Annotated in this window: 29 protein-coding genes and 1 pseudogene; 18 read left to right on the plus strand and 12 right to left on the minus strand. The window is 44.0% G+C overall.

What is annotated here, in order from left to right; genetic code table 11:
- The first annotated feature begins 35 nt into the window (after window positions 1-35).
- The 7 genes from pssA to MHH52_RS08620 all read left to right on the plus strand — a co-directional run bounded on the left by pssA (window position 36) and on the right by MHH52_RS08620 (window position 5,257).
- Window positions 36-560, plus strand: a complete 525-nt coding sequence (pssA, locus tag MHH52_RS08590; RefSeq protein WP_340007924.1) for a CDP-diacylglycerol--serine O-phosphatidyltransferase — start codon at window positions 36-38, stop codon at window positions 558-560.
- A gap of 7 nt (window positions 561-567) precedes the next feature.
- Entirely contained in the window at window positions 568-1,062 is a 495-nt protein-coding gene (locus tag MHH52_RS08595; RefSeq protein ID WP_340007926.1) for a DedA family protein, read from the plus strand.
- A gap of 48 nt (window positions 1,063-1,110) precedes the next feature.
- Window positions 1,111-2,136, plus strand: coding sequence for an AI-2E family transporter (locus MHH52_RS08600; protein ID WP_340007928.1), 1,026 nt, complete (start codon window positions 1,111-1,113; stop codon window positions 2,134-2,136).
- Window positions 2,137-2,345: 209 nt separating this feature from the next.
- Entirely contained in the window at window positions 2,346-2,564 is a 219-nt protein-coding gene (locus MHH52_RS08605) for a spore coat associated protein CotJA (RefSeq protein ID WP_313636984.1), read from the plus strand.
- Between the two features lie 3 nt (window positions 2,565-2,567).
- On the plus strand, window positions 2,568-2,834 hold the full coding sequence (locus MHH52_RS08610) for a spore coat protein CotJB (protein ID WP_313636985.1): 267 nt from the start codon (window positions 2,568-2,570) through the stop codon (window positions 2,832-2,834).
- A gap of 50 nt (window positions 2,835-2,884) precedes the next feature.
- Window positions 2,885-3,454 carry a manganese catalase family protein gene (locus MHH52_RS08615; protein ID WP_042125896.1) on the plus strand — a complete coding sequence of 190 codons (570 nt, stop codon included), beginning with the start codon at window positions 2,885-2,887 and terminating at the stop codon, window positions 3,452-3,454.
- A 363-nt stretch (window positions 3,455-3,817) separates the two neighbouring features.
- Window positions 3,818-5,257 (plus strand): amino acid permease, encoded by a 1,440-nt coding sequence (locus MHH52_RS08620; RefSeq protein ID WP_340007931.1) that lies wholly within the window; start codon window positions 3,818-3,820, stop codon window positions 5,255-5,257.
- Here the strand turns inward: MHH52_RS08620 and MHH52_RS08625 are convergent.
- Window positions 5,254-5,886, minus strand: a complete 633-nt coding sequence (locus tag MHH52_RS08625) for a LysE family transporter (RefSeq protein WP_340009555.1) — start codon at window positions 5,884-5,886, stop codon at window positions 5,254-5,256. The two genes, MHH52_RS08620 and MHH52_RS08625, sit on opposite strands and share 4 nt — an antisense overlap.
- Before the next feature lie 460 nt (window positions 5,887-6,346).
- Between MHH52_RS08625 and MHH52_RS08630 the strand changes: the two genes are divergently transcribed.
- Both MHH52_RS08630 and MHH52_RS08635 read left to right on the plus strand, forming a co-directional pair.
- Window positions 6,347-6,709: an MmcQ/YjbR family DNA-binding protein gene (locus MHH52_RS08630; RefSeq protein WP_340007933.1), complete on the plus strand. Its 363-nt coding sequence runs from the start codon at window positions 6,347-6,349 to the stop codon at window positions 6,707-6,709.
- 82 nt (window positions 6,710-6,791) lie between these two features.
- Window positions 6,792-7,901 carry an MATE family efflux transporter gene (locus MHH52_RS08635; RefSeq protein WP_340007935.1) on the plus strand — a complete coding sequence of 370 codons (1,110 nt, stop codon included), beginning with the start codon at window positions 6,792-6,794 and terminating at the stop codon, window positions 7,899-7,901.
- 824 nt (window positions 7,902-8,725) lie between these two features.
- Here the strand turns inward: MHH52_RS08635 and MHH52_RS08640 are convergent.
- From MHH52_RS08640 to MHH52_RS08655, 4 genes and pseudogenes are all read right to left on the minus strand, one after another.
- On the minus strand, window positions 8,726-9,925 hold the full coding sequence (locus MHH52_RS08640) for an MFS transporter (RefSeq protein WP_340009556.1): 1,200 nt from the start codon (window positions 9,923-9,925) through the stop codon (window positions 8,726-8,728).
- A gap of 66 nt (window positions 9,926-9,991) precedes the next feature.
- Window positions 9,992-10,609, minus strand: coding sequence for a sugar O-acetyltransferase (locus MHH52_RS08645; protein ID WP_340007936.1), 618 nt, complete (start codon window positions 10,607-10,609; stop codon window positions 9,992-9,994).
- A gap of 73 nt (window positions 10,610-10,682) precedes the next feature.
- Window positions 10,683-11,207, minus strand: a pseudogene (locus MHH52_RS08650) (ROK family protein); the annotation flags it as partial.
- A 214-nt stretch (window positions 11,208-11,421) separates the two neighbouring features.
- On the minus strand, window positions 11,422-11,766 hold the full coding sequence (locus MHH52_RS08655; protein ID WP_340007937.1) for a helix-turn-helix domain-containing protein: 345 nt from the start codon (window positions 11,764-11,766) through the stop codon (window positions 11,422-11,424).
- A gap of 174 nt (window positions 11,767-11,940) precedes the next feature.
- Between MHH52_RS08655 and MHH52_RS08660 the strand changes: the two genes are divergently transcribed.
- The 8 genes from MHH52_RS08660 to MHH52_RS08695 all read left to right on the plus strand — a co-directional run bounded on the left by MHH52_RS08660 (window position 11,941) and on the right by MHH52_RS08695 (window position 18,288).
- Entirely contained in the window at window positions 11,941-12,873 is a 933-nt protein-coding gene (locus MHH52_RS08660) for an aldo/keto reductase family protein (protein ID WP_340007939.1), read from the plus strand.
- A 29-nt stretch (window positions 12,874-12,902) separates the two neighbouring features.
- Complete coding sequence (locus MHH52_RS08665) at window positions 12,903-13,751, plus strand: NAD(P)-dependent oxidoreductase (RefSeq protein ID WP_313637008.1); 849 nt, start codon at window positions 12,903-12,905, stop codon at window positions 13,749-13,751.
- A gap of 35 nt (window positions 13,752-13,786) precedes the next feature.
- Window positions 13,787-14,089 carry an NAD-dependent epimerase/dehydratase family protein gene (locus MHH52_RS08670; protein ID WP_313637009.1) on the plus strand — a complete coding sequence of 101 codons (303 nt, stop codon included), beginning with the start codon at window positions 13,787-13,789 and terminating at the stop codon, window positions 14,087-14,089.
- The gene (locus MHH52_RS08675) at window positions 14,086-14,499 is read left to right on the plus strand and encodes a hypothetical protein (protein WP_340007942.1); all 414 of its coding nucleotides are present in this window, start codon (window positions 14,086-14,088) and stop codon (window positions 14,497-14,499) included. Before MHH52_RS08670 ends, MHH52_RS08675 begins: the two co-directional genes overlap by 4 nt.
- Before the next feature lie 153 nt (window positions 14,500-14,652).
- Window positions 14,653-15,312: a class I SAM-dependent methyltransferase gene (locus MHH52_RS08680; RefSeq protein ID WP_340007944.1), complete on the plus strand. Its 660-nt coding sequence runs from the start codon at window positions 14,653-14,655 to the stop codon at window positions 15,310-15,312.
- A gap of 85 nt (window positions 15,313-15,397) precedes the next feature.
- The gene (locus MHH52_RS08685; protein ID WP_340007946.1) at window positions 15,398-16,450 is read left to right on the plus strand and encodes a CapA family protein; all 1,053 of its coding nucleotides are present in this window, start codon (window positions 15,398-15,400) and stop codon (window positions 16,448-16,450) included.
- Between the two features lie 539 nt (window positions 16,451-16,989).
- Complete coding sequence (locus tag MHH52_RS08690) at window positions 16,990-17,247, plus strand: AbrB/MazE/SpoVT family DNA-binding domain-containing protein (RefSeq protein ID WP_042125931.1); 258 nt, start codon at window positions 16,990-16,992, stop codon at window positions 17,245-17,247.
- Between the two features lie 315 nt (window positions 17,248-17,562).
- Entirely contained in the window at window positions 17,563-18,288 is a 726-nt protein-coding gene (locus tag MHH52_RS08695; protein ID WP_340007949.1) for an HAD hydrolase-like protein, read from the plus strand.
- A 475-nt stretch (window positions 18,289-18,763) separates the two neighbouring features.
- Here MHH52_RS08695 and MHH52_RS08700 read toward each other — a convergent pair whose 3' ends face one another.
- Genes MHH52_RS08700 through MHH52_RS08725 form a run of 6 tightly spaced genes read right to left on the minus strand, consistent with a single transcriptional unit; the run spans window position 18,764 to window position 25,459 of the window.
- Window positions 18,764-19,894: a YheC/YheD family protein gene (locus tag MHH52_RS08700; protein WP_340007950.1), complete on the minus strand. Its 1,131-nt coding sequence runs from the start codon at window positions 19,892-19,894 to the stop codon at window positions 18,764-18,766.
- Window positions 19,876-20,394 (minus strand): N-acetyltransferase, encoded by a 519-nt coding sequence (locus MHH52_RS08705; RefSeq protein ID WP_340007952.1) that lies wholly within the window; start codon window positions 20,392-20,394, stop codon window positions 19,876-19,878. The genes MHH52_RS08700 and MHH52_RS08705 overlap by 19 nt, the downstream gene beginning before the upstream one ends.
- A gap of 25 nt (window positions 20,395-20,419) precedes the next feature.
- Window positions 20,420-21,532, minus strand: a complete 1,113-nt coding sequence (locus MHH52_RS08710; RefSeq protein ID WP_340007954.1) for a YheC/YheD family protein — start codon at window positions 21,530-21,532, stop codon at window positions 20,420-20,422.
- A complete protein-coding gene (locus tag MHH52_RS08715) occupies window positions 21,529-22,902 on the minus strand; it encodes a YheC/YheD family protein (RefSeq protein WP_340007956.1) in 1,374 nt (457 codons plus the stop codon). Before MHH52_RS08715 ends, MHH52_RS08710 begins: the two co-directional genes overlap by 4 nt.
- Complete coding sequence (locus MHH52_RS08720; protein WP_340007958.1) at window positions 22,903-24,081, minus strand: YheC/YheD family protein; 1,179 nt, start codon at window positions 24,079-24,081, stop codon at window positions 22,903-22,905.
- 10 nt (window positions 24,082-24,091) lie between these two features.
- Window positions 24,092-25,459: a YheC/YheD family protein gene (locus MHH52_RS08725; RefSeq protein WP_340007960.1), complete on the minus strand. Its 1,368-nt coding sequence runs from the start codon at window positions 25,457-25,459 to the stop codon at window positions 24,092-24,094.
- Between the two features lie 333 nt (window positions 25,460-25,792).
- On the opposite strand from MHH52_RS08725, the gene MHH52_RS08730 reads away from it, so the two are divergent.
- Entirely contained in the window at window positions 25,793-26,131 is a 339-nt protein-coding gene (locus MHH52_RS08730) for a YlbF family regulator (protein ID WP_340007962.1), read from the plus strand.
- 127 nt (window positions 26,132-26,258) lie between these two features.
- Here MHH52_RS08730 and MHH52_RS08735 read toward each other — a convergent pair whose 3' ends face one another.
- The gene (locus MHH52_RS08735) at window positions 26,259-26,834 is read right to left on the minus strand and encodes a hypothetical protein (protein WP_340007963.1); all 576 of its coding nucleotides are present in this window, start codon (window positions 26,832-26,834) and stop codon (window positions 26,259-26,261) included.
- Window positions 26,835-26,892 lie beyond the last annotated feature (58 nt).

Raw genomic sequence — 26,892 nt, forward strand, 5'->3', positions numbered from 1 at the left:
TAACAAAAATACTGTGATGAAAGAAGTGAAATCGTTTGAAATTGAACTGGTTGCCTTCAATGTGCACACTCGCAAACTTGGGACTCGGATCATTATCCTTGTATTTTACGATTCAAGAACGATATAGCTTGGCTTTATTAATGATACTGCTCGCGACAATATGCGATGTACTGGACGGATTACTGGCAAGAATACTGCAATGTACCAGTGAATTCGGTAAACAATTGGACTCATTGGCGGATATCATATCGTTTGGTTTAGCGCCTACCTTCCTTATCTTGTTGTATAAGTTAGAAGATGCCCACTGGATTGGACTAGCAGCTGCGGTTTTCTTTTTGATCTGCGGCGCACTTCGTTTGGCCAGATTTAATATGTCGGCTCCTTCCAAAGGATTCGTGGGGATGCCCATTACTGCCGCTGGAGTCATTCTATCGATGATTTCTTTGCTAGATGAACGCATGAAACCGGGACTGGTCATCGTATTAATGGGATTGCTGTCCGTAATGATGATCAGTCGTATCCCATTTCCGTCCCTTAAAAAATCGTTCAACAGGAAGTGATACACCCATGCCTTGGATTATTGAGATTATTTCACAGTACGGATATTTAGCCATATTTGCCCTTATGGCACTTGGGATTATCGGACTTCCTGTACCTGATGAGGTGTTAATGCTGTTTGTAGGTTATTTATCCTCCGTTATGGTTTTGGACTTTTCACTTTCGGTATTGGTTTGTTTCATGGGATCCATCACGGGAATGCTTATCAGCTATACTATTGGGTTAAGATTAGGGCAACCTGTGGTAGACAAATTCGGCAAGTGGGTTGGCCTTACACCCAAGCGTTTTGCCAGTATGAAAAGATGGTTTTTGCGGTTCGGCAACTGGACAATCTTCATTGCTTATTTTATTCCCGGTCTGAGGCATGTATCAAGCTATATCTCTGGTATCAGTGCTATGTCCTTCAAAAAATATATTCTCATAACGACTGCAGGAGCGCTAACCTGGTCACTCCTTTTTGTTTCCATCGGCTTTTTTGTGGGGGCTAAGTTTTCCTTTTTGTAGCCATTGGATGATCAGCATTATTAATCGCAATCGAATGGAGCAAGATCAATGAATGTATTCAAGCGGTTCTACGCGAACATAACCACCAGACGCTTTTTTATGCTCGCACTTATAGGGTTGCTGCTGTACAGTGTTCGAGGAATGCTTAATCTGGTGTTGCTGACGTTTTTGATTGCTTTTGTCATGAACAGCTTTCAGACATTGCTCAGTAAACGAATTGGTAAATTTATGAAGGTTAACAGTAAGGTGATTATTGTCATTTTATACCTCGCTTTAATCGCAGTGATTGTACTGGCCCTTGCTAAATATCTTCCTAAGGTATTGGAGCAGATTAAGCAATTAACCATCTTCCTTACCAATCTCAAATCAGATGATCTCCCGCAGAACAAGATAACATTGTATTTGTATGATATGCTCAGGGACCTTAACTATCAGTCCTACATCAAAAGAGGCATCGATTATGTGCTGAAGGTTAGCAACTGGGGCGCGACTTTCGTTGTATCAACCATTCTAAGCTTTGTGTTTATTCTGGAGAAGAACCGGGTCGTCAGTTTTACTTCAAGGATGAGAGAGAGCAGGATTGCTTGGTTCTATATAGATCTGGAGTATTTCAGCCGAATATTTATCGTTTCTTTCGGTAAAGTAATTGAAGCACAAATTCTCATTGCCTTGTTCAATACCAGTCTTACAGTCATTGGCTTATGGTTGCTCAACTTCCCGTATTTATTTGCCCTATCGATCTTGATTTTCTTGCTCAGTCTCATTCCGGTTGTTGGTTTTTTGATTTCGCTCATTCCGCTCTGTATCATCGGCTACAACATTGGCGGTCTGACAACAGTCACTTATGTGCTGGCGATCATTGCTGTGTTGCATTTTATCGAAGGTTATTTCTTGAATCCCAAGTTGATGTCCACAAAAATGAATTTGCCGATGTTCTACACCTTCAGCGTGTTGTTGTTCTCCAAGCATTATATAGGCGTGTGGGGACTTATTCTTGGCATTCCCATCTTTGTATTTATGTTGGATATCCTTGAGATTACCCACGAAGATTCGTTCAAAAGAGCGAACCCCTAATCTTAATACTAAAAAAGATCCAAGTTATAAGCTGTTTCTGGTACTTTTCCAGAGGCAGCTTATTTGTCGTGCACATTGCATAAAAAATTCAGGTCCAGGGCTTTTTTTATAAATAACGTTTTATATTGTGTTCTGCTGTCATAAGTTAGCTAAGGAAGTAATGTTCAGAGTCTATAAAGAAGGAACAGGAACAAAGGAGGTACGAAAAGATGGAATCACAGCTACGGAGGTACACCCCCTTCAGGGGCCCATTTGATCCTTGCCCGCCGGTACCGTTCAAAACTTATGTAGTTCCACCAAATCAGTTCATTAACTTTCAGCCACCAGATTTACCTCAGTTTAGTTTGCAGGAGGCTCTAAGGTATGGCACGCTCTGGCCGGCACTATTCAGCCCGTATGAATCCAAGTGCAAAGGAGGAGGGAAATAGACTATGGAGGCAAATCCTTGCGACCAACGTTATTATGAATTGCTTGAGCAACTGCAGACACTTGATTTTGCCTTAGTGGAGTTGAACTTATATCTAAATACTCATCCTGATGATCTGCGAAGTATTGAACAATTTAATCAGCTTACGCAGGAACGTACCAAGCTTGCGAATCATTTTCAGGAGTTATATGGCCCGCTGCAGAATTTTGGCCGCGCTTATTCAAAATGTCCGTGGGAATGGAATCAGACCCCTTGGCCTTGGCAGGTGTAAGAGGAGTACAACTGTAAGGAACTATTTTTCTAGAGGAGGGAAGTTCCCGAATGTGGATATACGAAAAAAAACTGCAATATCCGGTACGGGTCGGCAAATGTGATATCCGGATGGCGCGTTATTTAAGTGAGCAATACGGAGGAGCGGACGGCGAGTTAGCCGCTGCCTTGCGCTATATGAATCAAAGATACACGATCCCAGATAAAGTTATTGGTGTTTTGAACGATATTTCTACTGAGGAATTCGCACACCTCGAAATGATTGCCACGATGATCTACAAGCTGACGAAGGATGCTTCGGTATGCGAATTAGAGGAAGCTGGGTTAGGTCCACATTTTGCGCAGCACGATCATGCGTTGTTCTATTCGAACTCTGCCGGCGTCCCCTTTACAGCAGCCTACATTCAAGCCAAGGGAGACCCGCTGGCGGATTTGTATGAGGACATTGCGGCGGAGGAAAAGGCTCGGGCTACATACCAGTGGCTGATTGACATGACGGATGACGTGGACCTACAGGATAGTCTTAAGTTCCTGCGGGAGCGGGAGATTATCCATGCGATTCGGTTTAAAGAAGCCGTGCAGATTATTATTGATGATCGGAATCAGAAGCGGGTGTTCTGAGAGATACTAAAAAGAGTAAAGCGACCGATAGGTCACTTTACTCTTTTTAAATTTATACAGGTCTAACCCTCAGCTTGTTACGGTGCTGTGATCTCGCCTGTGGATACCATGTAATTGCCAGGTGCCACATAGTTTACGGAGTCGGCTCCTGATAAGGCTATGTAGCAGTTTTGAAAATCCAAGATTATCCAAGATTCGCTAAATAAAATAATAGTAACATATATCAAAAGAATATATTTAAAAATATATTAATATAAAATAAGAAAAGTCCGCATGTAGTTAAGATAATAAGGACAGCTTAATGGAGTGTGAGAAAAATCCAGAAGGTGACCTTATATCTTCTTTAAAAAAGGACTGAATTCTTTGAACCAAGCTTCTGGTAATTCAAAAAATGAAAAGAAATTGAAATGGTGGCAGTTAAGCTTATTAGGCGTTGCAGGTACAATTGGAACCGGATATTTCTTAGGTTCAGGCTTAGCAATTTCTATAGGGGGGCCTGCAGTACTGGTCGCTTACATCTTTGCTGCTATTGGAACGTATATAGTATTTGATGCTCTTTCACGTATGACTGCAGAACAACCAGAGCAAGGATCTTTTCGTTCCTATGCAAAAAAAGCGTTTGGTAGCTGGGCGGGTTTCTGCAGTGGTTGGGTTTACTGGTTCTCGGAATTGTTAATTATGGGTAGTCAACTAACTGCTTTATCTATTTTTTCGCGTTTTTGGTTTCCAGCTGTGCCTATGTGGATATTTGCTGCTGGGTTTGCTTTATTGGGACTTGTCATCGTTTTTTTTGGGAATAAGGGGTTTGACCTAGTTGAGAATGTGTTGGCTGTAATAAAAATAGCTGCTATTCTCATGTTCTTAATCATTGCGGCTGCTCTATTGGCTGGTTGGATAGGTGGAGGTAAGTATACACCGAAGGTTCCATTAAACTACTCCGCGCTGTTTCCTAAAGGAGGGGTGGGGCTGTGGTCTGCCTTTCTGTTCGCTTTTTATGCATACGGAGGGATTGAGGTACTCGGAATTATGTCCAATAGACTTCAAAAGCCAGAGGATGCACCAAAGGCAGGAAAGGTTATGCTGATCGCCTTGGTTATTGTGTACATCTTGTCTATTGGTCTAGCTGTAATCATGGTGCCATTTAGTGCGTTTAACTCGAAAGAAAGTCCATTTGTTCTAGCGCTAAGTAGCGATCACTTGGCTTTCGTGCCTCATCTATTTAACGGAGTGTTGATTGTCGCTGGCTTTTCTACAATGACTGCGTCACTCTACGCTGTAACTTCAATGATGATTACCCTGGCTCAAGAGGGAGACGCGCCGAAGTTATTTTCTCGGAAGTGGAAGGATAAATATCCTTTTTATGCCCTTACTTTGATCACCGTAGGAATTACGGCGGCAGTGGTGATGTCACTATTGTTGCCGGGAAAAGTGTATGAGTATATCACTACTGCGGCCGGGTTAATGCTGCTGTATAATTGGTCTTTTATTTTGCTGTCTTCGGGAAAGTTGTTAAAGGGTAGTCGATTTAATACAGTTAAACGTTGGCTAGGATTGCTACTCATTGGGCTCGCGGTCACAGGTACTCTTTTTCATTCACTCAGCCGCCCAGGTTTATATATTAGTCTGATGCTTGTCACTCTGATCGCTGTTTGTGATTGGATCGTAACACGTGTTCGTAAGAAACGTACCGTTGATACGGATAAGGAACCGAATAAAGGGAATTTATTGTTAGAAATTCAGGGATTAATAGATTACTCAAAGGATCCGATAAAAATCATTCGACCGAAAAAAAATAAAACTTAATGAAAAAACAATAGCCGAGCGGCTTGTACACCAAAATAAAGCCCAAAACCAACAAGCGAAAGGCCTGACAGCACGGAGATCGATTTTAAAACACCGGTTGTGAGGACTTTACGGAACATGCTCGAAGCGGCCGCCATCGATACATCCCAGATCAAAATTCCAAGTACAATAGCTCCGCTATAAATCAACAACTGCTGCATTGGATACTCCATGGCCGCTTTGGCCAAAATAGACCCGTATATCCCTAGCCAAAATAATATGGAAAGCGGATTGAATAAAGACATCAGTAAACCGGACCAATAAGACTTAGTTAAGGATGAATCACTGCTTCTCATACCGGGTTCTGATACCACACCAGCATTTTTAATGCTCTCTATGCCCGTATACACCAGCACAAAGAAACCAAATAACCACAAGAATGCTTTAATAAAAGGGGATTCTAGTAGATGGATCACCCCAAAGTAAACTAGTAACATGAAAATGATATCTGCACTTATGGCTCCAAGCCCCACCATCCAAGCATGCCAGAAGCCCTTGCGGATTCCTTTGTCCAGTTGAGCAGCATTAATGGGACCAATAGGTGCGGACAGCGAAAGACCAAGAAATATATATCCTATAAATGTGTTTATAGCGTTCACTCCCCTAATGTTTGTGTTTAGTACTAGCCTATTCAAAAGAAACAATCTGTAGGACAATCAAAAAGGCCTCCGATTTCTCGAAGGCCTCTTCAGGGTACAATCAACTAAAGAGAAATGGCTTTATTCGCTGTTGCAACATCATTAGAGAGAAGCTTTGGGAGGTCATAGGCTTTGCCGTGGAGTTGGAACGCAGCACATCATCCGATAAAACCATAGCTGGTTTGAAGTCCGCGTAGCAGCCTGTTTGCATCCCCGCACCGTAAAGTCGCTTCATACCTTCGATCACAGTACTTATAGTATAATGTCCATCACGCTGCCCACTCCCATTAGGATAACCGTAGGATAAATCATCGCAATGCTAATGCCTGTACGGTGAACAAAATGATATAATTAAGAAACATGTTTAATGGCAGAAATGATCAGATTGTTGATCAACGAAGGAGAGAGAGATTTGAAGAATAACATCCTCGAATACTGTTTGAAAAAGAAAGGAGCGACTCAGGAGCATCCGTTTGGACCCACTCCATTGGTCATCAAAGTTGCTGATAAAATGTTCGCACTTATTTTTGAGGAAACAGGGAAGGTTGTTCGCTTAAACCTAAAATGTGACCCAGTCATTGCGGAAAACCTAAGAGAGCAACATGAGAGCGTTCGACCGGGATTTCATATGAACAAAAAGCACTGGAATTCAATCATGATTGATGGTTCCTTGCCAGAGTCGGATGTCTTTGACATGATTGACCACTCTTACGATATGGTTGTCAAAAAGCTTCCTAAAAGCCTCCGAGAATCTATAGTGGAAATGAACAAATGAAGGATCAAATGAAGGATCGGTTTGCCAACAAAAGTATTCCCAAGCTGATTTTCTTGTTGGCTATTCCTGCAGTCATAGCCAGTTGATCAATGCCATGTATAGTGTTGTTGATCGGATGTTCCTCGGAAGAATGGAGGAGGGAGGGACGCTTGCCTTATCAGCTATAGGTATATCTTTTCCGATCATTATGTTGATTTCAGCATTTGCGGCTCTAATCGGAGCTGGCGGAGCCCCTCTAGCTTCTATAAAAATGGGTGAAGGTGAACATAAAAAAGCAGAAGAATTACTAGGAAGTTGTTGTTCTATGCTACTAATGGCATCCGTAATCCTAACAGCTTTGTTTCTTATCTTTAAGTCCCCATTCTTAACGCTATTCGGAGCGAGCCACGAAACATTGCCGCTAGCCAACGATTTTTTAGGCATTTACCTCTTTGGAACTGTGGCGGTGCTCATTTCATTGGGGTTGAATCCATTTATTGCAGCACAAGGATATGCCAAAACAGCCATGCTCACGGTATGCGTTGGTGCGGTTGTGAATATCATCCTTGACGCCATTTTTATTTTTGAGATGAATATGGGAATTAAGGGTGCAGCTTTGGCTACTGTTATTGCACAATTTATTTCGGCCATTTGGGTATTGGGGTTCTTAACCTCTAAACGAGCTCATCTGCGCTTGCGTCTATCCAACATGCGCATTAACCCTAAGGAAGCCGCTAGTATACTAGCATTGGGACTTTCTCCATTCATTATGAATTCAACCGAAAGTTTAATTCAAATCGTATTTAACACGTCGCTAGCCAAATTTGGAGGCGACATGTACGTGGCTGCCATGGGGATTATGGGAACACTGATGCAAATTTTTGGGACGCTGATATCTAGTTTTGCTCAAGGGGCACAACCTATTATAAGTTATAATTATGGAGCTCGCGATTTTGCACGTGTAAAATCCACAATTATATATTGTAGTATTCTTTGCGCTGCTTTTGGATTGTCGATGTGGAGCATAGCCATTTTTATACCACAGCTTCCCATTAACATTTTTACCAATAATCCTGAGCTTGTAGCTCTCATCCAGATTAATGAAGATATTTTTCCTTGGCACTTGTATTTTTGGTATTCAATTGGCTTTTCAACAAGTATTTATCGCCTTGGGCCAAGCCCGAGTTTCTATTTTTATCGCGATTTTGCGTAAGATTATCTTGCTAATTCCATTGGTACTCTTGCTCCCGACATTTATTAGCCCGAAAACAGATGCAGTTATTATTGCTGAACCTATTGCTGATTTTTGTGCGGCACTAACTTGCTGTGTTTTATTTGGACTAACTATAAAGAAGCTTTTTAAAGATAGCTCTGATAAAGCTGGAATACTATGAAAATATCTTTAGCTTTTAAGGTAAGGATGATTCACTGGAGGACCTTTATGAGAAGATTGCGGCTGAACCGCACGGATTATTATTGATGATCGGAATCAGAAGCGGGTGTTATGAGATTATTACTTCGTTTTAGGGTGATATCGCTTTAACAAAATTTCTCCCAGCAGTTTATCGACCCAATAGAAGGTGTGTCCATTGATACCATTGTTGCGCGCATCATGAGCTCGGATTGTAGATTTAATTATGTATGTACTACGTTGCCGGACTGTATAGTCGCTATTTCAGGATTTAGTCTCTTTTGGCGGAGCGTTCGGACTCAGGAGTCGCTATCTGGATAAAAAGTACCTGTTTTTGCGCAAAAACAACTCAATAACGCCTCTGGAGTCCGAAAAACCTCGATTTTGCCCTTTTTTAAGCAAATACCGTCATCTAAGTCTGATGGTGATCTTGGTCGGTCAATAGCACAATATCTCATCAGCTCGTTTGCTCGGGGACTCACAGCTCAATAGCCCTGTTCAATAGCTGACCTTCTTACCACACCGTCCGGTGCAGCAACGATGACGAAACCAAAGTTCAACAAAAAACCTGCCATAAAATCAGCAGGTTTTTGCATGGATGAGCAGAAATAAGTGCAACAACTATTCTAGATAAGTTCTTGGAGACGATGTAAATAACGATACAGCACACAACCGGATATCGCGCATACCGCCGCACAGAATCCGATAAAACCATAACCAGCTTGAAGTCCGCGCAGTATACCTGTTTGCGTCTCCGCACCGTAAAGCCTCTTCACACCTTCGATCACTGCACCTATTGCATAGTTGCCAATCACGCTGCCCACTCCCATTAACGTAACTGTAAATGTGATGGCGGTGTCGCTACCATGCGGATATCTCTTTGCGATAAAGGCCATCACCGTAGGATAAATCATCGCAATGCCAATTCCTGCTGCTGCGAATAGAAAAGCGAGTTGCTCCCCACCCAAAATAGCAGCAAACGTACATAAGGCAGAGAAGGCTGAAAAGATGATAAGCGATAGGTTGAATCCAATTTTATCTGTAACGGGCCCTAGCAGGAGCCTTGCTAACGAGAAGCAGAGAAAGAAGGTGGACAGCATTCCTGAAGCAGTAACTGTATCCCACTTGTATGCTTTTTCAAGGAAATTTACGAGCCATCCGCCTACGGCAAGCTCCGACACAACTCCGAAGGAAAGGATAAGAACCATTAGCCATAAAGCCGGATCACGGACCAGCGTTTTTAATGGAATTCGGTCCTCATGCGGAAGATCGTCACCTGGAAACGTACTCCGTAAGGCAAATAGAATAGGTAGCAAAGAAAGGCTAAGCATAATTAGATACATTCCGCGCCAATCAAGTGTATGACCGAATACACTTACCGTCATTAGTCCTGTTGCCAGCAGTGGAGCTAACGTGGAACTAAACCCGTAAAAGAAATGGGATAAGTTCATCATGGTCCCAGTATTTTTTACAAAGATGCGTGCTCCCAAAATGGCAAGACCAATCTCCAGCATTCCGTTTCCGATGTACATTAGGAAATAAGAAGCTGAGAAGAAAGGGTAGCTGTGGGAGATATAGATTAACAATCCTGAGAATATCATGGATGCAAAAGCAATGATACTGACAGCCTTGATCCCCCACTTCCGAACCAATACAGCTGTAAAGGAGCAGGCGATCAAATAACCTAATGCATTTAGGGATAAAAGGGTGCCGAGCTGTTTCTCGTCCAGACTGAAGTCAAATTGGATTCGCGGAATGGCGGGTCCTTTAATATTTTCCGATATGCCAAACACTATAAATCCTAAAAAGATGGTCGCCAATTGCATGGCATAAATCTTGTTAAATCCCCCGAAGCGCTTTTTCAAATTGAGATCCTCCCAGAACGGGTTACTTTATTGCTCGATGTCTCTGTAATACTCTTCTTTAAGTTGTTCCCAGTGTTGCTTATCGTCTTCGGTGACTGCTCTTAATACCTTGCATGGGTTACCCACCGCAATTACATTGTCAGGGATATCCTTAGTCACGACTGAACCTGCACCGATGATCACATTGTTGCCGATATTTACCCCAGGATTGATTACGGCATTTCCGCCAACCCACACATTGTTTCCAATGGTAATCGGTGTACCAAATTCAAGCATACTAATACGAACGTCCGCATCAATGGGATGGCCAGCGGTATATACACTTACTCTGGGTCCAAAGAGAACATTTTCACCTATAGTTACTTTTGCTACGTCCAGGATAATGCAGTCGAAATTAGCATAAAAGTTATTTCCAACGGTAATATTGCTACCATAATCACAGCGGAAAGGCGGCTCAACATGCAATGATTTGCCCGTAGACTCAAATAATTTCTTAAGTAATTCTACTCTATATTCACCTTGTTCTTCCGTCGTATTGTTAAATAAACGAGTGAGCATTCTGGATCTTTTACTATCCTTTGCTAATTCTTCACCGCCTGCCATATATAGCTTTCCTGCAATCATGTTTTCTTTGTTTGTTGCCATTCGTAGTTCCTCCTGATGTTCTTGTTTGTTTTAGATCCATGCTGCAAATAATGCTAGCTCAATAGATAACTCTTTACCGCCGCTTCTCAACCAGTTGCAACGGATAGGTCAAGCTTTCAAGTGTGATCGCAATTAATCCGTTCATATAATGTTTATCAGGTTGATCCAGCACAATTAAGTGAGGCATATGCTCCTCTGGAATGACTTCCAGACAATTTTGATATATATATGGCACATCCTCTTGCCTAACTTGTTCGCCAGTGATCGCTATAGTCTCAGGGTTAATAATTGCCGTCAATGAGGAGATGGTATGAGCTGCTAGAGGGATAAACGTTTCAGTCTGACCCAAACGGCTAAATTGCTCATCGCGCGAGATTCCAAACGGTAAAAAAGAAACTTCGCCCGCAAATCTAGTATTACCTTTGTGAATATGCCCGTCGATCATCATTCCTGCACCTGGAAAGGCGCCTTTGATAAAGGTCAATACGACGATGGTCTTATCCTCTTCATAATCCTGCTGTTTATAAAATCCATAAACGGTCAGGTTCATGTCATTATCAATCGTGACTTCAATCTCATATTTCTCTCTGAGGATTGACTCTAAGGGAGCGGCCCCCGGTTGTTTTCAGTTGTCCAAGCATTCAGACTCCATCATAACTAAGTACTCTCTAGCGCTCACCGCACAAAGACTATGGGTTAAAGTAAGAATCCGTTGTATAGCCTATTTTAAAAAAAGAAGCTGACCCATAAGTAGAGTTCTCTACTTTATGGAGAGCCTCTCTTTAATCAGTTCGCAACCTACCCTACCAAAGCTACGTCCATTTGGCCGACAATAGCTTCATTTCCTTCAAAATTTGATGTAAATCCTCACCTTTTGGAGTTAATGAATATTCCACTGTAACCGGTACGGTAGGAAATACGTTGCGCTCAAGTACACCGTGTTCCTCTAAATGGCGCAACGTACTAGTTAACGCACGGGGGCTAACATTAGTGATTTTTCGCTGCAGCGCTCCAAAGCGTTGAGTGCCATTGATTTGCTCTCTTAGCACAAGAAAAGCCCATTTTCCGCCCAATACTTCAAGTGTTTTTTCTACATTACACTCAATAGTAAGTGGGGTTTTAGGGATATAATTACTTGTAGATTTAGCTGTATCCAAGGAATCTCCTCCTGTTTCGGTGCCACTATACTCTAGTATAGTAACTACTCTAGAGATCATATAATAAACTAAATTTCACTTCTTCCTATTATATACAAACTATTCTAGAATGAATATGTGCGTTAGGCAACCTGCCGAAATCATAACACGGAACTATGGAGAGGAGCAGTTATTATGAAATATCGTAGATTAGGTGGAACAGGCCTAAAAGTTAGCGAGATTAGTTTGGGAAGCTGGCTGACATACGGAGGATACGTAGAAAGAGATAATGCTGTTAAAGCCATTGAAACCGCTTACGAATTAGGCGTGAATTTTTTTGATACGGCAAATGTTTACGAAAAGGGTGCTGCTGAGAAAGTGCTAGGCGAGACCTTGCGGAACTATCCTAGAGAATCCTATGTGCTCGCAACTAAAGTATTTGGCGAAATGGGGACAGGGCCTAACGATCGTGGACTATCCCGTAAGCATATCACTGAGCAGTGCCATGCCAGCTTGAAGCGTCTCGGAGTAGAATACGTGGATATAATGTATTGCCACCGTTTTGATACGGAAACTCCAATTGAAGAGACCTTACGTGCGCTGGATGATCTAGTTCGTCAGGGTAAGGTGTATTATGTCGGAGTTAGTGAGTGGACTGCGGCGCAAATGACGGAAGCGTTAGCTGTAGCAGATCGCTATTTGCTAGATCATATCGTGGTTAATCAACCGATTTATAATATGTTCGAACGTTATATTGAAAAAGAAATCATTCCGCTCGGCGAGCGCCGTGGCATTGGACAGGTTGTATTTTCTCCGCTAGCTCAAGGTTTGTTAACTGGGAAGTATAACACCGATATTCCTGAGGATAGTCGCGCAGCTAAGCTGGATCGGCTGAAGAAGGCGATTACGGAAGAGAAGATTGACAAGGTTCGTCAATTGAGCGGAGTCGCTTCGGAGCTGAATATTTCCGTAGGAAATCTGGCTTTAGCTTGGATATTGCGTCAGCCTAATGTGGCTAGTGCGCTGGTGGGTGCCAGTCGTCCGGAGCAGGTCGTGGAGAATGTGAATGCTTCCGGTATAGAGCTCTCAGAAGATATTTTGAAACAGATTGAAGGTATCCTTAGTTAGTCAAGTGTTCATAAAAAGGAGATACGATCATGGCGAAAGTAGTTGTTACTGGCGGAAGTGGAATGCTTGGTAGATGGGTCGTCCGACATTTTGTAGAGCAAGGGTATGAGGTTGTGAATGTGGATACGCAAAAATCTGCAGATTCCTTGTGTCAAACGATCATTGCTGATTTGAATAATTTAGGTGAAGTGTACGGCGTACTTGCAGGCGCTGATGCAGTTGTGCATTTGGCTGCGATCCCAGCCGCAAATATAAAGACGAGTGAAGTCACTTTTCAAAACAATGTAGTTTCCACTTATAACATTCTGGAGGCCGCTGCTGGACTCGGAATTCGCAAAGCAGTTATTGCTTCCAGTGAATCCTCTTACGGAATCTGTTTTGCGGTTAACCCTTTAGGACCGCAGTATGTGCCTATGGATGAGGAGCATCCACAATTGCCTGAGGACAGCTATGGTCTGTCTAAAGTTGTGAATGAGCAGACAGCGGAGATGTTCCACCGCAGAATGGGCATACAGGTCGTTTCCCTAAGAATCGGAAATGTCATTGATCCATCGGCGTATGAGCGTTTCCCTTCCTTCATTCATGATCCAGCGCAGCGCGATCGGATTTTGTGGAGTTATATTGATACACGGGATGTAGCTACAGCTTGCCAATTGGCTATTGAAACGGACGGACTGGGCGCGGTTGCTCTTAATATATGTGCAGATGAGACCAGCATGGCTGTTCCTAGCAGAGAGCTAATGGCCACGCGTTATCCGGAGGTGACGGATTTCCGTCATCCGCTGGAGGGTCATGAGTCGCTACTTAGTAATGAAAAGGCCAAGAAGCTGTTGAATTGGCAGCCGAAGCACGTATGGCGAGATTACGTTAACCAGTAAACAACGAGCCGGTTTCACTATAAGAAGCGTGCGAAATGAAGGTATTATTTATCGGAGGTACGGGATTAATTAGTCAGGCTGTATCCCCGTTGGTCGTAGATCAAGGTATCGAGCTGTATTTATTCAACCGAGGACAGCGGGACGAATTCGTTCCAGAAGGTGCGAAGGTGATTAGAGGAGACATACGTAATCCGGCGGAGGCTGCAGAAGTATGGCGAGATTACGAATTTGACGTAGTGGTGGACTGGATTGCTTTTACACCGGAACATGTGCAGACAGACATTGACCTGTTCATGGGTAAGACAAAGCAATACATTTTCATCAGCTCGGCTCCTTGATCGATCGCATACGCCGCGGTTTGCCTCTAGTCATACATGGAGATGGAACGTCTTTGTGGACACTGACGCATAACTCGGATTTTGCCAAAGGATTTGTTGGATTACTTGGGCATCCGGAAGCGATAGGAGAGGCCATTCATATCTTTATCACAGCCTTCTCGCCTCCAGAGACAGCGGATGGCTTGATCGGCGATCAAGCGATAAGTAGTGTTTTTGATAATAGTAAAATTAAACGTTACGTGCCTGACTTCCAAGCTACCGTTCCTTTCTCCGAAGGGGTAAAGCAGTCTGTTGCTTGGTTCGAGACTCATCCTGATCAGTGTACAGTCGATTCGGAATGGTCTGTGTTACTTGATACGTTGATAGAGAAACATGGAATTGAGGCCAAGCCTCTTTCATTCTACTCATAAGGTTTGTATGGATAATATTTAAAGACGGTCTGTTCCTAAGGGAGCAGCCGTTTTTTTTAGGTTTGTCTCGCTCAATGTAAGGTTATGGCATGAATCAGCAAATCATGAATATACTCTCACTACCTTAAATTCCGTTAAAAAGGAGTCCTGGCCATGCCAACACATCCCTTTGTCTCGCGTTTTTTTGTGAACTCTGATGCACGTCGTGAGAAGTTAATTTATGATTTGCCTGAATCCTGGTGGAGCCGTCCCTTTGAATATGAGTGGTGTATTAACTTCATTTCTCCACATGGTGTGGTGCTGGATGCAGCTTGTGGGATTCCTCATCCCTTGAAATTTTATTTAGCTGGGGTTTGTGTAGAGGTCTACGCTTGCGATATGGACAGCAGGGTTATTTACCGGGAGGACATCCTTGATGCGATTACAGATGAGATCGGGGAAAAAGCGGCGAAGCAAGTTGTAGCGAGAAGAACTAACAATTTACATCTTGCTCAAGCCAATCTGATGGAGCTGCCCTATGAGGATGAGAGCTTTGACACTATTTTTTGCATATCGGTGTTGGCGCATTTGACCCTAGAGAATACGGTACGTACTTTGCGAGAATTTCACCGAACGTTGAACGAAGAAGGACTACTGGTGCTAACTTTTGATTACCCGACTGTAAACCTAAGTCTAATGAATGATCTGCTGCTGCAAGCTGGATTTCAGTATTGGGGGGAGACCGATTTTGAGTTGCCTGCTGATGCTGTGTATACGGATTTGTGGGGTGGGTTACATTGCTTCAGGGCTGTTCTGAAAAAATCAAAGGGATAACAGGTCTTTCTACTCTTAATTTAGGAATCTCTTTCCAGTATGCTAGAATAGTAGTTAACATACTGATGATAGGAGGCTGTATTTTTTGAGATTAAGATCGAATGTTTTGCGCAGAATGCTACTCATTACACTAATGTTATCACTGATACTTCCTTCAACCATTGCATCCAGTGCAGCTTCGCCATCTTCAGATCCTATTAAGCTTGCTTTTGCAGGTGATATTCTTTTGGACGGTTTTGTGGGAGATCAGATCGCTAAATACGGAGTGAACTTTCCGTTTGTGAAAGTTGCACCGACCTTGCAAAAGGCAGATATCGCCTTCGCGAATCTGGAAACGCCAGTGTCCATTCGAGGGAAAGCAGCAGAGAAAACTTTTGCCTTCAGGTCCAAACCAGCAGCGCTTGGTGGTTTAAACTATGCTGGGATTGACGGCGTATCCTTGGCTAATAATCATATTTTAGATTTCGGAAAAGACGCCATGCTCGACACGCTGGTGCATCTGGATCGAAACAAGATTGGCCATACAGGAGCAGGCAAAGATGTGGACGAAGCGTTCAAACCGTATACAAAGACGGTAAAGGGGAAGAAGATCGCCATCTTAGGTGTTAGCCGAGTGCTTTCAGGCCCTTCATGGCATGCTGGTAATAATAAACCGGGAGCTGCCTCAGCGTACACCTCGCAGCCTATGCTTACGGCTATTCAGAAGATGTCTAAGGAGAATGATTACACGATTGTGTACATTCACTGGAATGAAGAGTTTAAAGATTATCCTGAAAAGTACGCCCGCACGCTAGCCAAACAGATGATTGATAGTGGTGCAGATATCATACTCGGCGCACACAGTCATTGCTTGATGGGCATTGAATACTACAAAAATAAACCGATCTATTATTCACTTGGAAACTTTGTGTTTAATCGTTCTACACGTGGTGGAGAGAAGACGCTTCACTCGATGTTAGTGAATTTTGAGATCAATGATTCCCAGATGACAAGTAAGATTACGCCAGTCAAAATTATTGATGGACAGCCCAACTTTATGGACGATTCTTACAATAGGAAGACGATCAAGCTGATGAATACCCTCTCCTATAATGCAGTTATTGATGCTAATGGCAGGGTTACGGAGAAGCAATTATAACGATATAGTAGATCGACCAGAAATCACTGGTCGGTTTTTTTTGTAATTAAATTCAATTAATGGTTCTAAATTTATCCAATATTTGATCTTTCTATTAATAATATGTCATACTTATATTAAATCAAGACATAGTAGAGAATTAGATTGTCGAAAAAAGTAGATGCATAATGGACTAATAGACTGTATTAACTAATAGAGCATTTAATTCGCTCAGATATACAGATCAGGGTTTCCGGGGTTGATGTATTGGGTAAATGAGGTTATCAATAGGCAAACACCACAAGCTGATTTGTAATCGCAATGTTGAATATTTATTAATTTCAAGTCGAATATTTGGATTGATTTACAGCATTTTGTCGAAAATGTACATACTTTTGTCGAATGTTTGTCGATAAATATCATATTTTGTAGAAAATAAATTGACAGGAAAAGAATAGCACTTTAAAATTAGATTATAGCGTAATCATTACTATGAGATAGAAGCCTACATAGCTTTTAGCAATAATGATTATTAATGTAAATTCAAGGGAGGATGTACGATGATGAAAGCGACAGGCATAGTAAGAAAAGTAGATGAATTGGGACGTATCGTAATTCCTATTGAACTACGTAGAACGATGGGAATTGACATAAAAGACCCGCTTGAGATTTTTGTAGATGGAGAAAAGATCATTCTTAGAAAATACGAGCCAACATGTATCTTCTCCGGAAGCGCAGAGAACCTCATCAATTTCAAAGGTAAAATGGTTAGCAAAGATGTTCTCGATGAGCTGATTTCCAGCTTTGACAGAGTATAATCTATTGTTCACACATTTTTGCTAAAAAAAGAACCGGTACAGCAAGCACGATTTGTGCATGCCGCCGGTTCTTTTTTTGATAGCACAACAATAGAGGCAGTCAATCCCCTAGTATTATAGGAAACTTACTGCCAATATGACACTAATTTAGACTAGCAATGTGCAATCGATCATATCTCTCCTTTATGTTTCAACTAGAAATGTGGAGAGCATGGACATTCCGAAGTGATTTCATATATCATAGGGCTTGTACTGGAAATTTCGTGCAGATGAATGTGTTTACCTGAAGCAAAAGAGAATGGGGAGGAACAACAGATGAGTAATGAGGTACAAGGAACAGAACTGAATGCGGTTCACTCGAAGTTGAACAAGCCGGAAGCGATTGTTTTTGATATGGATGGAACACTATTCCAGACCGAAAGTCTTTTATTGCCTGCATATCATAAAATGTTCGATATTTTGCGGGAAGAGGGACTACATGTAGGACCGACACCGCCGGAAGAGCGTATTCTAAGCAGCTTAGGGATGCTACTGGAAGACATTTGGAAGAAGGTTATGCCCGAAGCAGATGAGGCAGTGCACCGCCGGGCTGATGAACTGCTGTTGCAACTGGAGGTCGAAGGACTTGAAGCAGGAGGTACGTTACTGTATCCTCAGGTAGTCGAAACGCTGACTGCGCTTAAAGAGCGTGGAGTGAGGCTGTTTGTGGCCAGTAATGGGCTGGAGGAGTACATTCACAGCATAGTTGTGGTGCATGAGCTTAAAGAGCTATTCGAAGGATTGTATAGTGCGGGCGGTCAAGGCACTGCGACAAAGACTGAATTGCTACGCATTTTGCTGGACAATCATGGAATCAACAGTGCCTGGATGGTGGGCGATCGCTCGTCTGATGTTGAGGCAGGCAAAGGAAACGGACAAACCGTCATCGGCTGTGCATATGCAGGCTTTGGACGTCAGGATGAGCTGAAGGGCTCCGATGTAATTATTACCTCCTTCGATGAGTTGATAGATTTGTACGACAACGCATCGGTTAGCGAATAGGAATATCGCGATTTATATTTGTCAAACGAACAAAAGGCAACCTCATTTAAGCAGAGGGTTGCCTTTTTTAATGTTAAGGTTCTAAATGCAGATGCAAGAATAGCTCAAAGCTAAAAAGATATACATAAACAAAGGAGATGATCCGATAGATCATTGAAAGGGATTATGCCTATGTGATGATAAGGAACCGCGAAGCATGTCAAAGGAGTATAAAAAATGATAATGAGTTTCCTATTTATTGCTTTAAGCGCTGCACTTGGAGTGGGCATGTGGTTTTTAGTAATAGGTATAGTCTTTTCTATTGGTGGCGGAGACCTATTTATAGTTACTCATTATGATTCCTTATTTTTTATATCAAAATCTTCAATACAACGAGATTTTTCTAATATTAGTTCTTCGGAACATCAGAAGTCATACAACAACCGCACTTTCTGCATCCTGCAGAGAGGCGGTTGTTAAGTTGTAGAGTATCATATTATTCCTCTGTGGTCTTAGCTGTCGCAGGGGCACCTTTGTTATTATAGAGCCATAACGCATATTCCAAAGGGCGCACTAGTGCTTTACGATACGTGTTGCCGTCCCCTGATCGGGCAAACACTTCACGGGCAGGTTTTGGATTAACCTCTAGCACAAAGATCTTTCCTTCACGATCAATGGCGAGATCCAATGCGAGCTCACATAAAGCTCCGAAACTGTCTTCTAGGAAGGCTGCGGCATCCAGTCCTAACTTCTCGGCAGTTTTCATGACCTTATCGGTTTTATCCTGACTACCCAGCCATTCCTTTAGCAGCGTTTCCGCTCGAACGGCGTGCCCACCGCCATGAAGATTGGATGTTACGCTGCGGGCTGCACCGACCCGTGCGGCCATGCCTGTTAGTTCCCAAACACCTTGCCCATTCTTTTGAACGAGCATGCGATAATCATGGAATCGTCCGCCAGGCAAGCGTAGTGGAATACCCTGCTGGACGAGGAAACGTCCACCGATACACCATTGGCGAACGATGGAATCCAATCGGGAGATAGAGACCTTTCGGGGTGGAATAATCCGGCGATCTTGGCGACGGCCTTGAATATCAAATACACCTCGACTGTCCTTTACCCGTTCAATTCTAAGGATACCGCGTCCACCTGTACCGTTTGCTGGCTTGATATAGAGTACAGGGCTCTGTTTTAACATTCGGTGTAGGTCGGCAGAGGAGTGATACAGTACTGTTTCCGGCATATGCTGCCGGAAGCGACTCTTTTGCGAGAACGTTTGGTGAATGGTCCATTTGTTGCGCAGTGGACGATTCAGAAACAGTAGATGTTTATAGCGTTCACGGAAACGAAGCAACTGTTGAAAGCGTGCGCTGCGCTGGATACGGCAACGGTCATAAATCATGTTCGGGAAAGCACGCCATTTGCGTAACCATTTCCCGCTCTTGAGATCAAAGACAAGGGCATGAATCTGCTCTTTGCTGGGATGGACATCCATGGGTGTGAACACAAAAACATCCAAGCCGATTCGATTGCCCTCAATGATCATTCTCCGGTACACGGCCTTTTCTTCAAGCTGCTTGGCTTCATTCATATACAAAGTAAGAATGCCTAAGACGGGCTCTGACACAGGAGTTCACCTTCTTGTGGAGAAATGGTAGTACTGCCGGTATTATGTGGTGACCTGATCAATAAAGTTGGCTTGCCAGTAGGGCCACTGGTAAGCGCCACTGCGGCAAGGCCAACATTGAAGCACATCTTCAGACTAGCTGTATTATCGCTGGCAACACTGCATTCCAGACGCCCAAGGCGCTTTAATTGGGTGGCCATAAGAGCGGTGCCGGTATGCTTATTCCGGTATAAGGGATGCACTGCAACGAGACAGGCTTCTTCACCGAAACCTGATACGAAGCTTACTCCTGCTAGCTGGCGTCCATTCTGACCGCGTACGGTGGCGACAAGCAGCGAGACACCTGGCTCTGACAACTGATCTGGAGTTAATCGGGCCAGTACCTTACAAGCTTGGTTTGTAATTCGCCGCTCCCCATGCTCTCTTATAAACTCAAGCAGTCCGGATAGCCGAGATTTCCACTTTCTAGCATCAGTGTCATAGATGGAGAATATCTGCATGCTGTGTCACATCCTTTAATGAATTCTACTTAGAATGGCGTGCTAAGTGCTGGCCGTATTGAAAGATTCGTTCCAAGGAAAGCTTGCGAATCGCAGGTTCATCAAATTTCATCGGCCGGGAGTTTGCCTCAAAGAACCAGAGTCCTCCGTTCTCATCTACACCGAGATCCATTGACATCTCCCCGAGCATAGAATCAGAGGCCCTTTCAATTTGTCTGGCGATTAACAGAGCAGTTGTAGGTACACTTTTTAGAATGGCGGCTGCTCTTTCGGTTCCAAATGTGCTTTCCAGCATGCTGGAGGGCTCCTCGATACTGCCACCGCGAGGTACGTGCGTGGTGATACTGCGGGCACCAGCTAACCGCGCACCTATGCCGGTCATTCCCCAACCTCCTCTGCCGTTTTTCTGCAGAAGTACACGTAGATCAAAGGGTCGTCCTCGGTGGGTCGCCAACTCAATGGCTTGCTGTACGATATAGCGCGAGGTTCCCTTTTCTTTTCCTATCCGTGCCCAGAGGCGTTCTATTGAGGCGGCTTTGTATGTCACATTTTTTTTGCCGCTTTGAATTTGTAGCCGATAGGGCAAAGTGGTATCTGCACGGTATTTTAGACACATAATTCCTTTACCTGCTTTGCCGTTCTCTGGTTTAAGGTAGAGGCTGGTGTGATTATTCAGCATAGCGGTAAGCGTGTTTGCGCTGCGTAAACGTCTGGTTTTTGGAACATGCTTAGAGGTGGAGTGCGAGCCTTTCAGCCATTCGAATAGACTCCATTTATTGAAAAAATATGGGTTATATAGCTTAATGCCTGGATACTCCAGGCATTGAGCTATTTTGCGTACGACAGCAGGCTTTTCCTCATCCTCACGGGTAGGAATTCGGTTATAGATGATCTGTGGAAGAGGTACAGGAATGCTGTACCAAATCTTTCCGCTGGATGATGGGACATATCCGTTCACCATCCGTTCCTCAAGCTTCAAGTCACGGACGGTGACGACGTAGACAAGAAATCCTTGTTCCTTGCCTGTGCGAATAATGTCCCGGAAGTTATTGCGGTTGCCATTAAATTGCCTCACTCTGTCACTGGTTGTCAGTATGGCAATAACGGGTTTTGATTCATCCGGAAAATGGGTGTTCACATCTCATCCCTCCTGCGGAATTTGCTGAGGTATAGACAATGCTCCAAAATGTGCTCGATGGAAGCTTTGCCCTCAGCGCGCAGGGAAGGATGACGGAAGATGGAACGTCCTGGTTTGGCGTTGGCCTCGAACATCCAGATGTCTTCATCCTGATCAATTCCGAGATCAAAGCCAATTTCACCGAGCAAATGACGATGCTGGATTTCTAAGGATTCTGCTAGCTTGACGGCTGTATTCTTTGCACGCTGCAATACTTCATCTGCTCTGCTGCCGAATACACGCCCGAGCGCCTGCCCAGGTGTAAGCAAGGCCCCACCATTTTTGAGGTGAGTGGTGACACTGCCTCGGCCGGCTTTTTTAGCGCCTATGCCGACTACAATCCATTGATTACTGCCGTTTTTATGCATATGGAATCGGAAATCAATGGGGCAGCCATCAATTTCAATCAAACGTATTCCCTGTTGAACTATATAATTTTGCAGACTTTGACCGTGCCGCGAACGAAGCATGCGCATGAGGCTGTCAAAGGTGGTGAAGCGCAGAAGTACGTTTTTTCCTCCCCGGCGGTAGCGGGCAAAATACCCCTTCTTAGGCAGATAAGTAAGTCGGTAGATTCCGTGACCCAGACTGCCTGCGGAAGGCTTGTAGTATACAAAGTGGTGGTGATCCAGCATTTCTCTCATTTTTTCGGTAGAGGGGTTGCTGTGTGTTTCAGGTACGTAACGGTTGGCAGCTCCGTCATTCTCCAATAACCGATAGATATCGGATTTATTGAAAAAGCTCCAGTTGAAGTAAGGGATTTTCTTGCGCATAAAGCGTTCGCGTAGCTGGTTGATATAAGGTGAAGTCTCAGCTCTCCGACTGGGTAGCCGATTGTAGACAACATCAGGTAGAGGAACCATTTTGCGTTCGAATTTGCCGCCTGCGGTTAAAAAATAACCATAGACTTGTTCCTGTTGCCAGTTGATATCACGCGGCATAAATGCAAATATATAACATTTGTTACTGCCTTCCCGCAGTAATTGCTTTATAAAGCCAGTGCGTGAACCGAAGGGCTGAGCTGAAGATCCTGGCCCATCGGACAATATGCCGACTAAAGGTCCAAGCTGTACTTCGTCATTTTGCAGATTGCGTAAATAGATACCACCAGATTTCGGAACCTTGATAGCGCTCTTTACGCCAGTGGCGAGGAATAGATGATTTCCGGCGCGCTTGATGGGCTTGATCATTGTCGGGATGGCATCTTTGCCGAGCCTTAAGCGTATGTTCTTCTTCCCGGTTAACTTCAAGCTTTTCATCAGTGCATCTGATACATATACAACTTTTTGGGGCTGCTTAGTGAAATGCACATTGCAAAAAGTGAGACTCATTTATGAATCCTCCTTAGGAACCATTGTTATCATTCTCCCGTTTTTAACGGAGCTGTCCGTAGATAGGGATGGTATCCGTCGCTGTGTGAGTAGCAGATGGCGCGTATAAGACAGTGGATTCTCGGCGGCGAGCTTAGCAGCCCGGCGGTCGCCCGTCAGCCGGAATACCGTGCGCCCTGGCTTGGAATTTGCTTCTAGTAAATGAATCCGACCGCTCGAATCAATACCGAAATCTAGGCCGAGTTCTCCAAGCCTACCGCATGCGGCCTCCAGAAGAGGAGGCAAGTATGCAGCTTCTGTAGCTATCTCATGCATGATGTCTTTTCCGTCCTGACCAAATTCTGCAAGCAAAAAGGGCAAGGGAGGAACCGCTGTTCCACCGCCATGCAGGTTCGAAGTCAGTGAACCATGATTACCCAGCCGAACGGCCATGCCGGTAAGAGCCCAGCGTCCGAAGCCATTCTTTTGCATCAATACACGCACATCGAACGGTTGCCCCTTACTATTAGTTAGGTGCAGATAAGGCTGTATAATATAGCGGCGTGAGCCGATAAATTCATGAATCCAGTTCAGTCCTTCATCCTGCGAGCTGAATACATATTGAAAGGGTGTATTAGCCCCATCGCGCCCTCGTACTCTTATGCCTCCGCCAGAGCTTCTGTTCTGCAGTATGGCATGTAATGTGCGTTTGCCATGAGAGCCTGCTTTAGGTTTTAGAAAGACCCCGTATTCTCTTTCAGCGAGCATAGTGCTTAACTTGCGGGTACCGGTATAGAGTACGGTTTCTGGCAATAAAATAGCTGCTCTTCGGTTGCGCTTCAATATCTCATATACGCCCCATTTATCAGGTAAACCCCGTGACCAAGGTAGTGAGCGGTGAAGAAAAGAGAGTGCAGTCGAAGCTTCTTTTCTTTCTGTCAGACTATTGTAAAAACAGCGATTATAAATAATATCTGGTGGCGGAGAGGTCGTATTATGCCAGCTTCCATCTTTCCATGTATAACCGGTTATGGATGACCCGTCTGCCGCTACTCCGTCCGGATGAAACACGAGGACTTTAAGGTTATATCGCGGAGCTGCCCGGCATAAATGACTGCAAAATTCTGGCTCGGCGATCGGAGGATTCCCGTGGCGACGGCCCGTCATAATGCCGAGGAACCCCATAGCTGTTTCAGTCATTGTGTCCTCCTTATAAACCGGCCAAATAGCGACAATATAGAATCATTTGCTTGACGGACGGTCTGATTTTTTGATCGTTTAGCGGTGTATTATCGTTCTTGGAAGGTTTGGAGTTAACCTCCAAGAGCCATATTCGTCCGGATTGATCTAGTGCCAGGTCGATTCCGAGCTCTCCAAAATGAGCGGGGATAAAGGTTTCTACGCCTCTTGCAATGGCAAGCGCTGCTCTCGGAAGCTGAAGCTGTACGCTATCCTTTGTGCCAGGAGGAAGGTTGCTCTTGCTAACAGCTTCACGGACAGTGCTGAGACTGCCACCTCTTGCTAAATTGGAGACGAAATGATTGCTTCCAGCGGTGCGAGCCACAATGGAGGTAACCCCCCATTTTCCGCTACCATTCTTCTGTACAAGTGCCCGAAAATCTACAGGCCGCCTTCCGAGCTCCATCAAAGGTAATCCTTGTTGGATCTGGTAACGTGTTGTCTTCATTTTGGGAGCAATAGACTGGTACAGTTTAGCTAAAGTCGTGTAGCTTTGCTTGCGTGTGCCTAAAGAGGTAGTAGACAACAAACGGTAACCTCCGCCTTCTTCTTTGGAGATTCGGAGAATGCCCTTGCCGAGACTGCCTCGTACAGGCTTTAGAAAAACACTTGGATAATGACTGCACATCTTCTTTACTACAGCAAAACCGTTCAAAGCATGCGATTCCGGTAAATACCGCTGCAGGGTAGAGTCTTGCGCTAAAGCTTCAAATACTTCTGTCTTGTCAAGAAATTTTTCGTTGAAGAAATGCGTTCCATACCGTGATTTTACATCCGCCAAAAAATGCTGTACGCTAGGTTTGTTCTCCACCTTTCGCGTCGTTAGCCGATTGTTGATTACATCGGCGATGGGCAGACTCAGTTTCCTCCAACCCTCGTTGTATACCCAGCCCTGGATGGAAGAGCTGCTTGTTTCCAGCGCTTCCGGGGTAAAGAAATATACATAGGCGCCTTGTTTGTGGCAGGCATTTGTTAATTCTCGACAGAACATGGTAATGGGTCCAAACAGTCTGTCGAGATTATCTGGATGGTCACGACTGACGAGTACACCGATCAACGGTCCAAGCCGCAAGGTGCGGCTTACAGAGCTGTAAGAGGCGTTGAGGGTTTGTCGGTCTTTCCATCCGGTCCGCCGCGCCAGTCCTTCGCTTACACGCAGGCTGTCGGATTTGGGAGTCGGGATAATGGTAACCTCCTGCCGGAAAGAGCCGAAAGCCAGCTGGAGCGTTCCGTGAGCCGGGATTTTGAGTCTTTTCATGGATCGTTCGCCAAGCATTATAGCGTTTTCCTGCAGGATGCCCGTGTGGACCGTATGGACCGGGATCTTGAATTGGGACATCGTGGATCTCCTTCCGGTAGGCAGCATGATGCCGGCAATTTGGTAGCTAAGGGTTACATATCATTCATCATATGGAGACATATGACCCTTGGTGATTGACCTACTCTTTAAAAACCTTGCCGCATCATTTCATAAGTCTGGCCCAAGAAGCGAAACAAGCATGGGATGAATGATTATTTGGAAACTTAAGCAACGCTTTCGAAGTGAGTTTTGTACGAAGTAAATCTAGGAAGCGTATGCTCACAAAACTTTTAGCGTATGCTTTCGAAGAGAGTTTTGTACGAAGTAACTCTTGAGAAGCGTATGCTAACAAAACTTTTAGGAGGAATCATAATGAGTATTCACGACAAAGCACATGAACTGGCGAAAGCCATTAAAGAGAGCAGTGAGGTAGCGGACATCAGGAATTCGATGAAGCTCGTAGAAACAGATCCTGAAGCTAAAGCGATGCTCGACAACTTCCGTAATGGCCAAATGGAGCTTCAACAACGGATGATGAGCGGAGAAATGCCTCCACAGGAAGAAATGGAGAAGATGGAGAAGTTATTCGAGGTGCTTAACCTGAATCTTGGGATTCGCCGTCTGTTCGATGCGGAACGCCGTTTGAGTGTTGTAATCGAGGATGTAAACAAAATCATTACCGACAGCTTGTCGCAATTGTATGGTGAATAAACGCTTTTATTAAGCGAATGTTCACTTAGAAAGTTTCAGCAGTGACAATCAAAAGAGGGTGTTCCCGAAGCCGTTTGGCATTGGAAACACCCTCTTATTTCTTGTGACTAGTGTATGAGTAAACCCACTAATTTTGTTTGCCTTCGATTGCGCAGAGAAGAATACCAGCAGCCAAACCTAGGCGGCGATCAAGCATTCCTTTGGGATCGTCGGAGAAGTCAGCGATGATTTTTGTAACGAATGGGTTGAAATTTTGTTTGAAAGCCGGAATCGTTGTATCATCCATTTCGATATTATATTTTTGCGGGAAAATAGAGATGAAGCGGCGGAGTATAGCCATCGCGGTGCTGTCTTCCTTGATTTTTCCGATTTCTTGATCATGACGATCGAGAATCGTCCATTCATCTTTCAAAATGGATTTAAGTCCCTTACGGCGAAGAGCGCCAATATGCTCGCCAGTCTCCGAATCATGCACATCATAAACAGCACTAAAGTCGATGGCACTGCGGGCTTTTATTCGCAGAAGCTCCTTCTGCATGGACTCATCTGTGTACAGTGCAATATCCTCTTTCAACTTGAACGCTTTCATTTGCGAATAGAGTACAAGCTGCTCTGCGCTATCATAAATATGGAGTTTCGCACCCATGATCGAAAATACTTTTTTTCGAATTATGTATTCAGTATGATTATAAGTTGCATTCAATTCAAAATCGCCTCCTAAAATAAAATCATCATCTCATATATAAGCTTTGCTAGCTACA

The organism is Paenibacillus sp. FSL K6-0276 (assembly GCF_037977235.1).
In the GTDB taxonomy this organism is placed as follows: domain Bacteria; phylum Bacillota; class Bacilli; order Paenibacillales; family Paenibacillaceae; genus Paenibacillus_AQ.

Coding starts and splice junctions, on each gene's coding strand:
- MHH52_RS08595 (WP_340007926.1), top strand. CDS start 568: ATGCCTTGGATTATTGAGATTATTTCACAGTACGGATATTTAGCCATA.
- MHH52_RS08600 (WP_340007928.1), top strand. CDS start 1,111: ATGAATGTATTCAAGCGGTTCTACGCGAACATAACCACCAGACGCTTT.
- MHH52_RS08605 (WP_313636984.1), top strand. CDS start 2,346: ATGGAATCACAGCTACGGAGGTACACCCCCTTCAGGGGCCCATTTGAT.
- MHH52_RS08610 (WP_313636985.1), top strand. CDS start 2,568: ATGGAGGCAAATCCTTGCGACCAACGTTATTATGAATTGCTTGAGCAA.
- MHH52_RS08615 (WP_042125896.1), top strand. CDS start 2,885: ATGTGGATATACGAAAAAAAACTGCAATATCCGGTACGGGTCGGCAAA.
- MHH52_RS08640 (WP_340009556.1), bottom strand. CDS start 9,925: ATGCAATTGGCGACCATCTTTTTAGGATTTATAGTGTTTGGCATATCG.
- MHH52_RS08645 (WP_340007936.1), bottom strand. CDS start 10,609: ATGGCAACAAACAAAGAAAACATGATTGCAGGAAAGCTATATATGGCA.
- MHH52_RS08660 (WP_340007939.1), top strand. CDS start 11,941: ATGAAATATCGTAGATTAGGTGGAACAGGCCTAAAAGTTAGCGAGATT.
- MHH52_RS08665 (WP_313637008.1), top strand. CDS start 12,903: ATGGCGAAAGTAGTTGTTACTGGCGGAAGTGGAATGCTTGGTAGATGG.
- MHH52_RS08670 (WP_313637009.1), top strand. CDS start 13,787: ATGAAGGTATTATTTATCGGAGGTACGGGATTAATTAGTCAGGCTGTA.
- MHH52_RS08680 (WP_340007944.1), top strand. CDS start 14,653: ATGCCAACACATCCCTTTGTCTCGCGTTTTTTTGTGAACTCTGATGCA.
- MHH52_RS08690 (WP_042125931.1), top strand. CDS start 16,990: ATGATGAAAGCGACAGGCATAGTAAGAAAAGTAGATGAATTGGGACGT.
- MHH52_RS08695 (WP_340007949.1), top strand. CDS start 17,563: ATGAGTAATGAGGTACAAGGAACAGAACTGAATGCGGTTCACTCGAAG.
- MHH52_RS08705 (WP_340007952.1), bottom strand. CDS start 20,394: ATGCAGATATTCTCCATCTATGACACTGATGCTAGAAAGTGGAAATCT.
- MHH52_RS08715 (WP_340007956.1), bottom strand. CDS start 22,902: ATGAGTCTCACTTTTTGCAATGTGCATTTCACTAAGCAGCCCCAAAAA.
- MHH52_RS08720 (WP_340007958.1), bottom strand. CDS start 24,081: ATGACTGAAACAGCTATGGGGTTCCTCGGCATTATGACGGGCCGTCGC.
- MHH52_RS08725 (WP_340007960.1), bottom strand. CDS start 25,459: ATGTCCCAATTCAAGATCCCGGTCCATACGGTCCACACGGGCATCCTG.
- MHH52_RS08730 (WP_340007962.1), top strand. CDS start 25,793: ATGAGTATTCACGACAAAGCACATGAACTGGCGAAAGCCATTAAAGAG.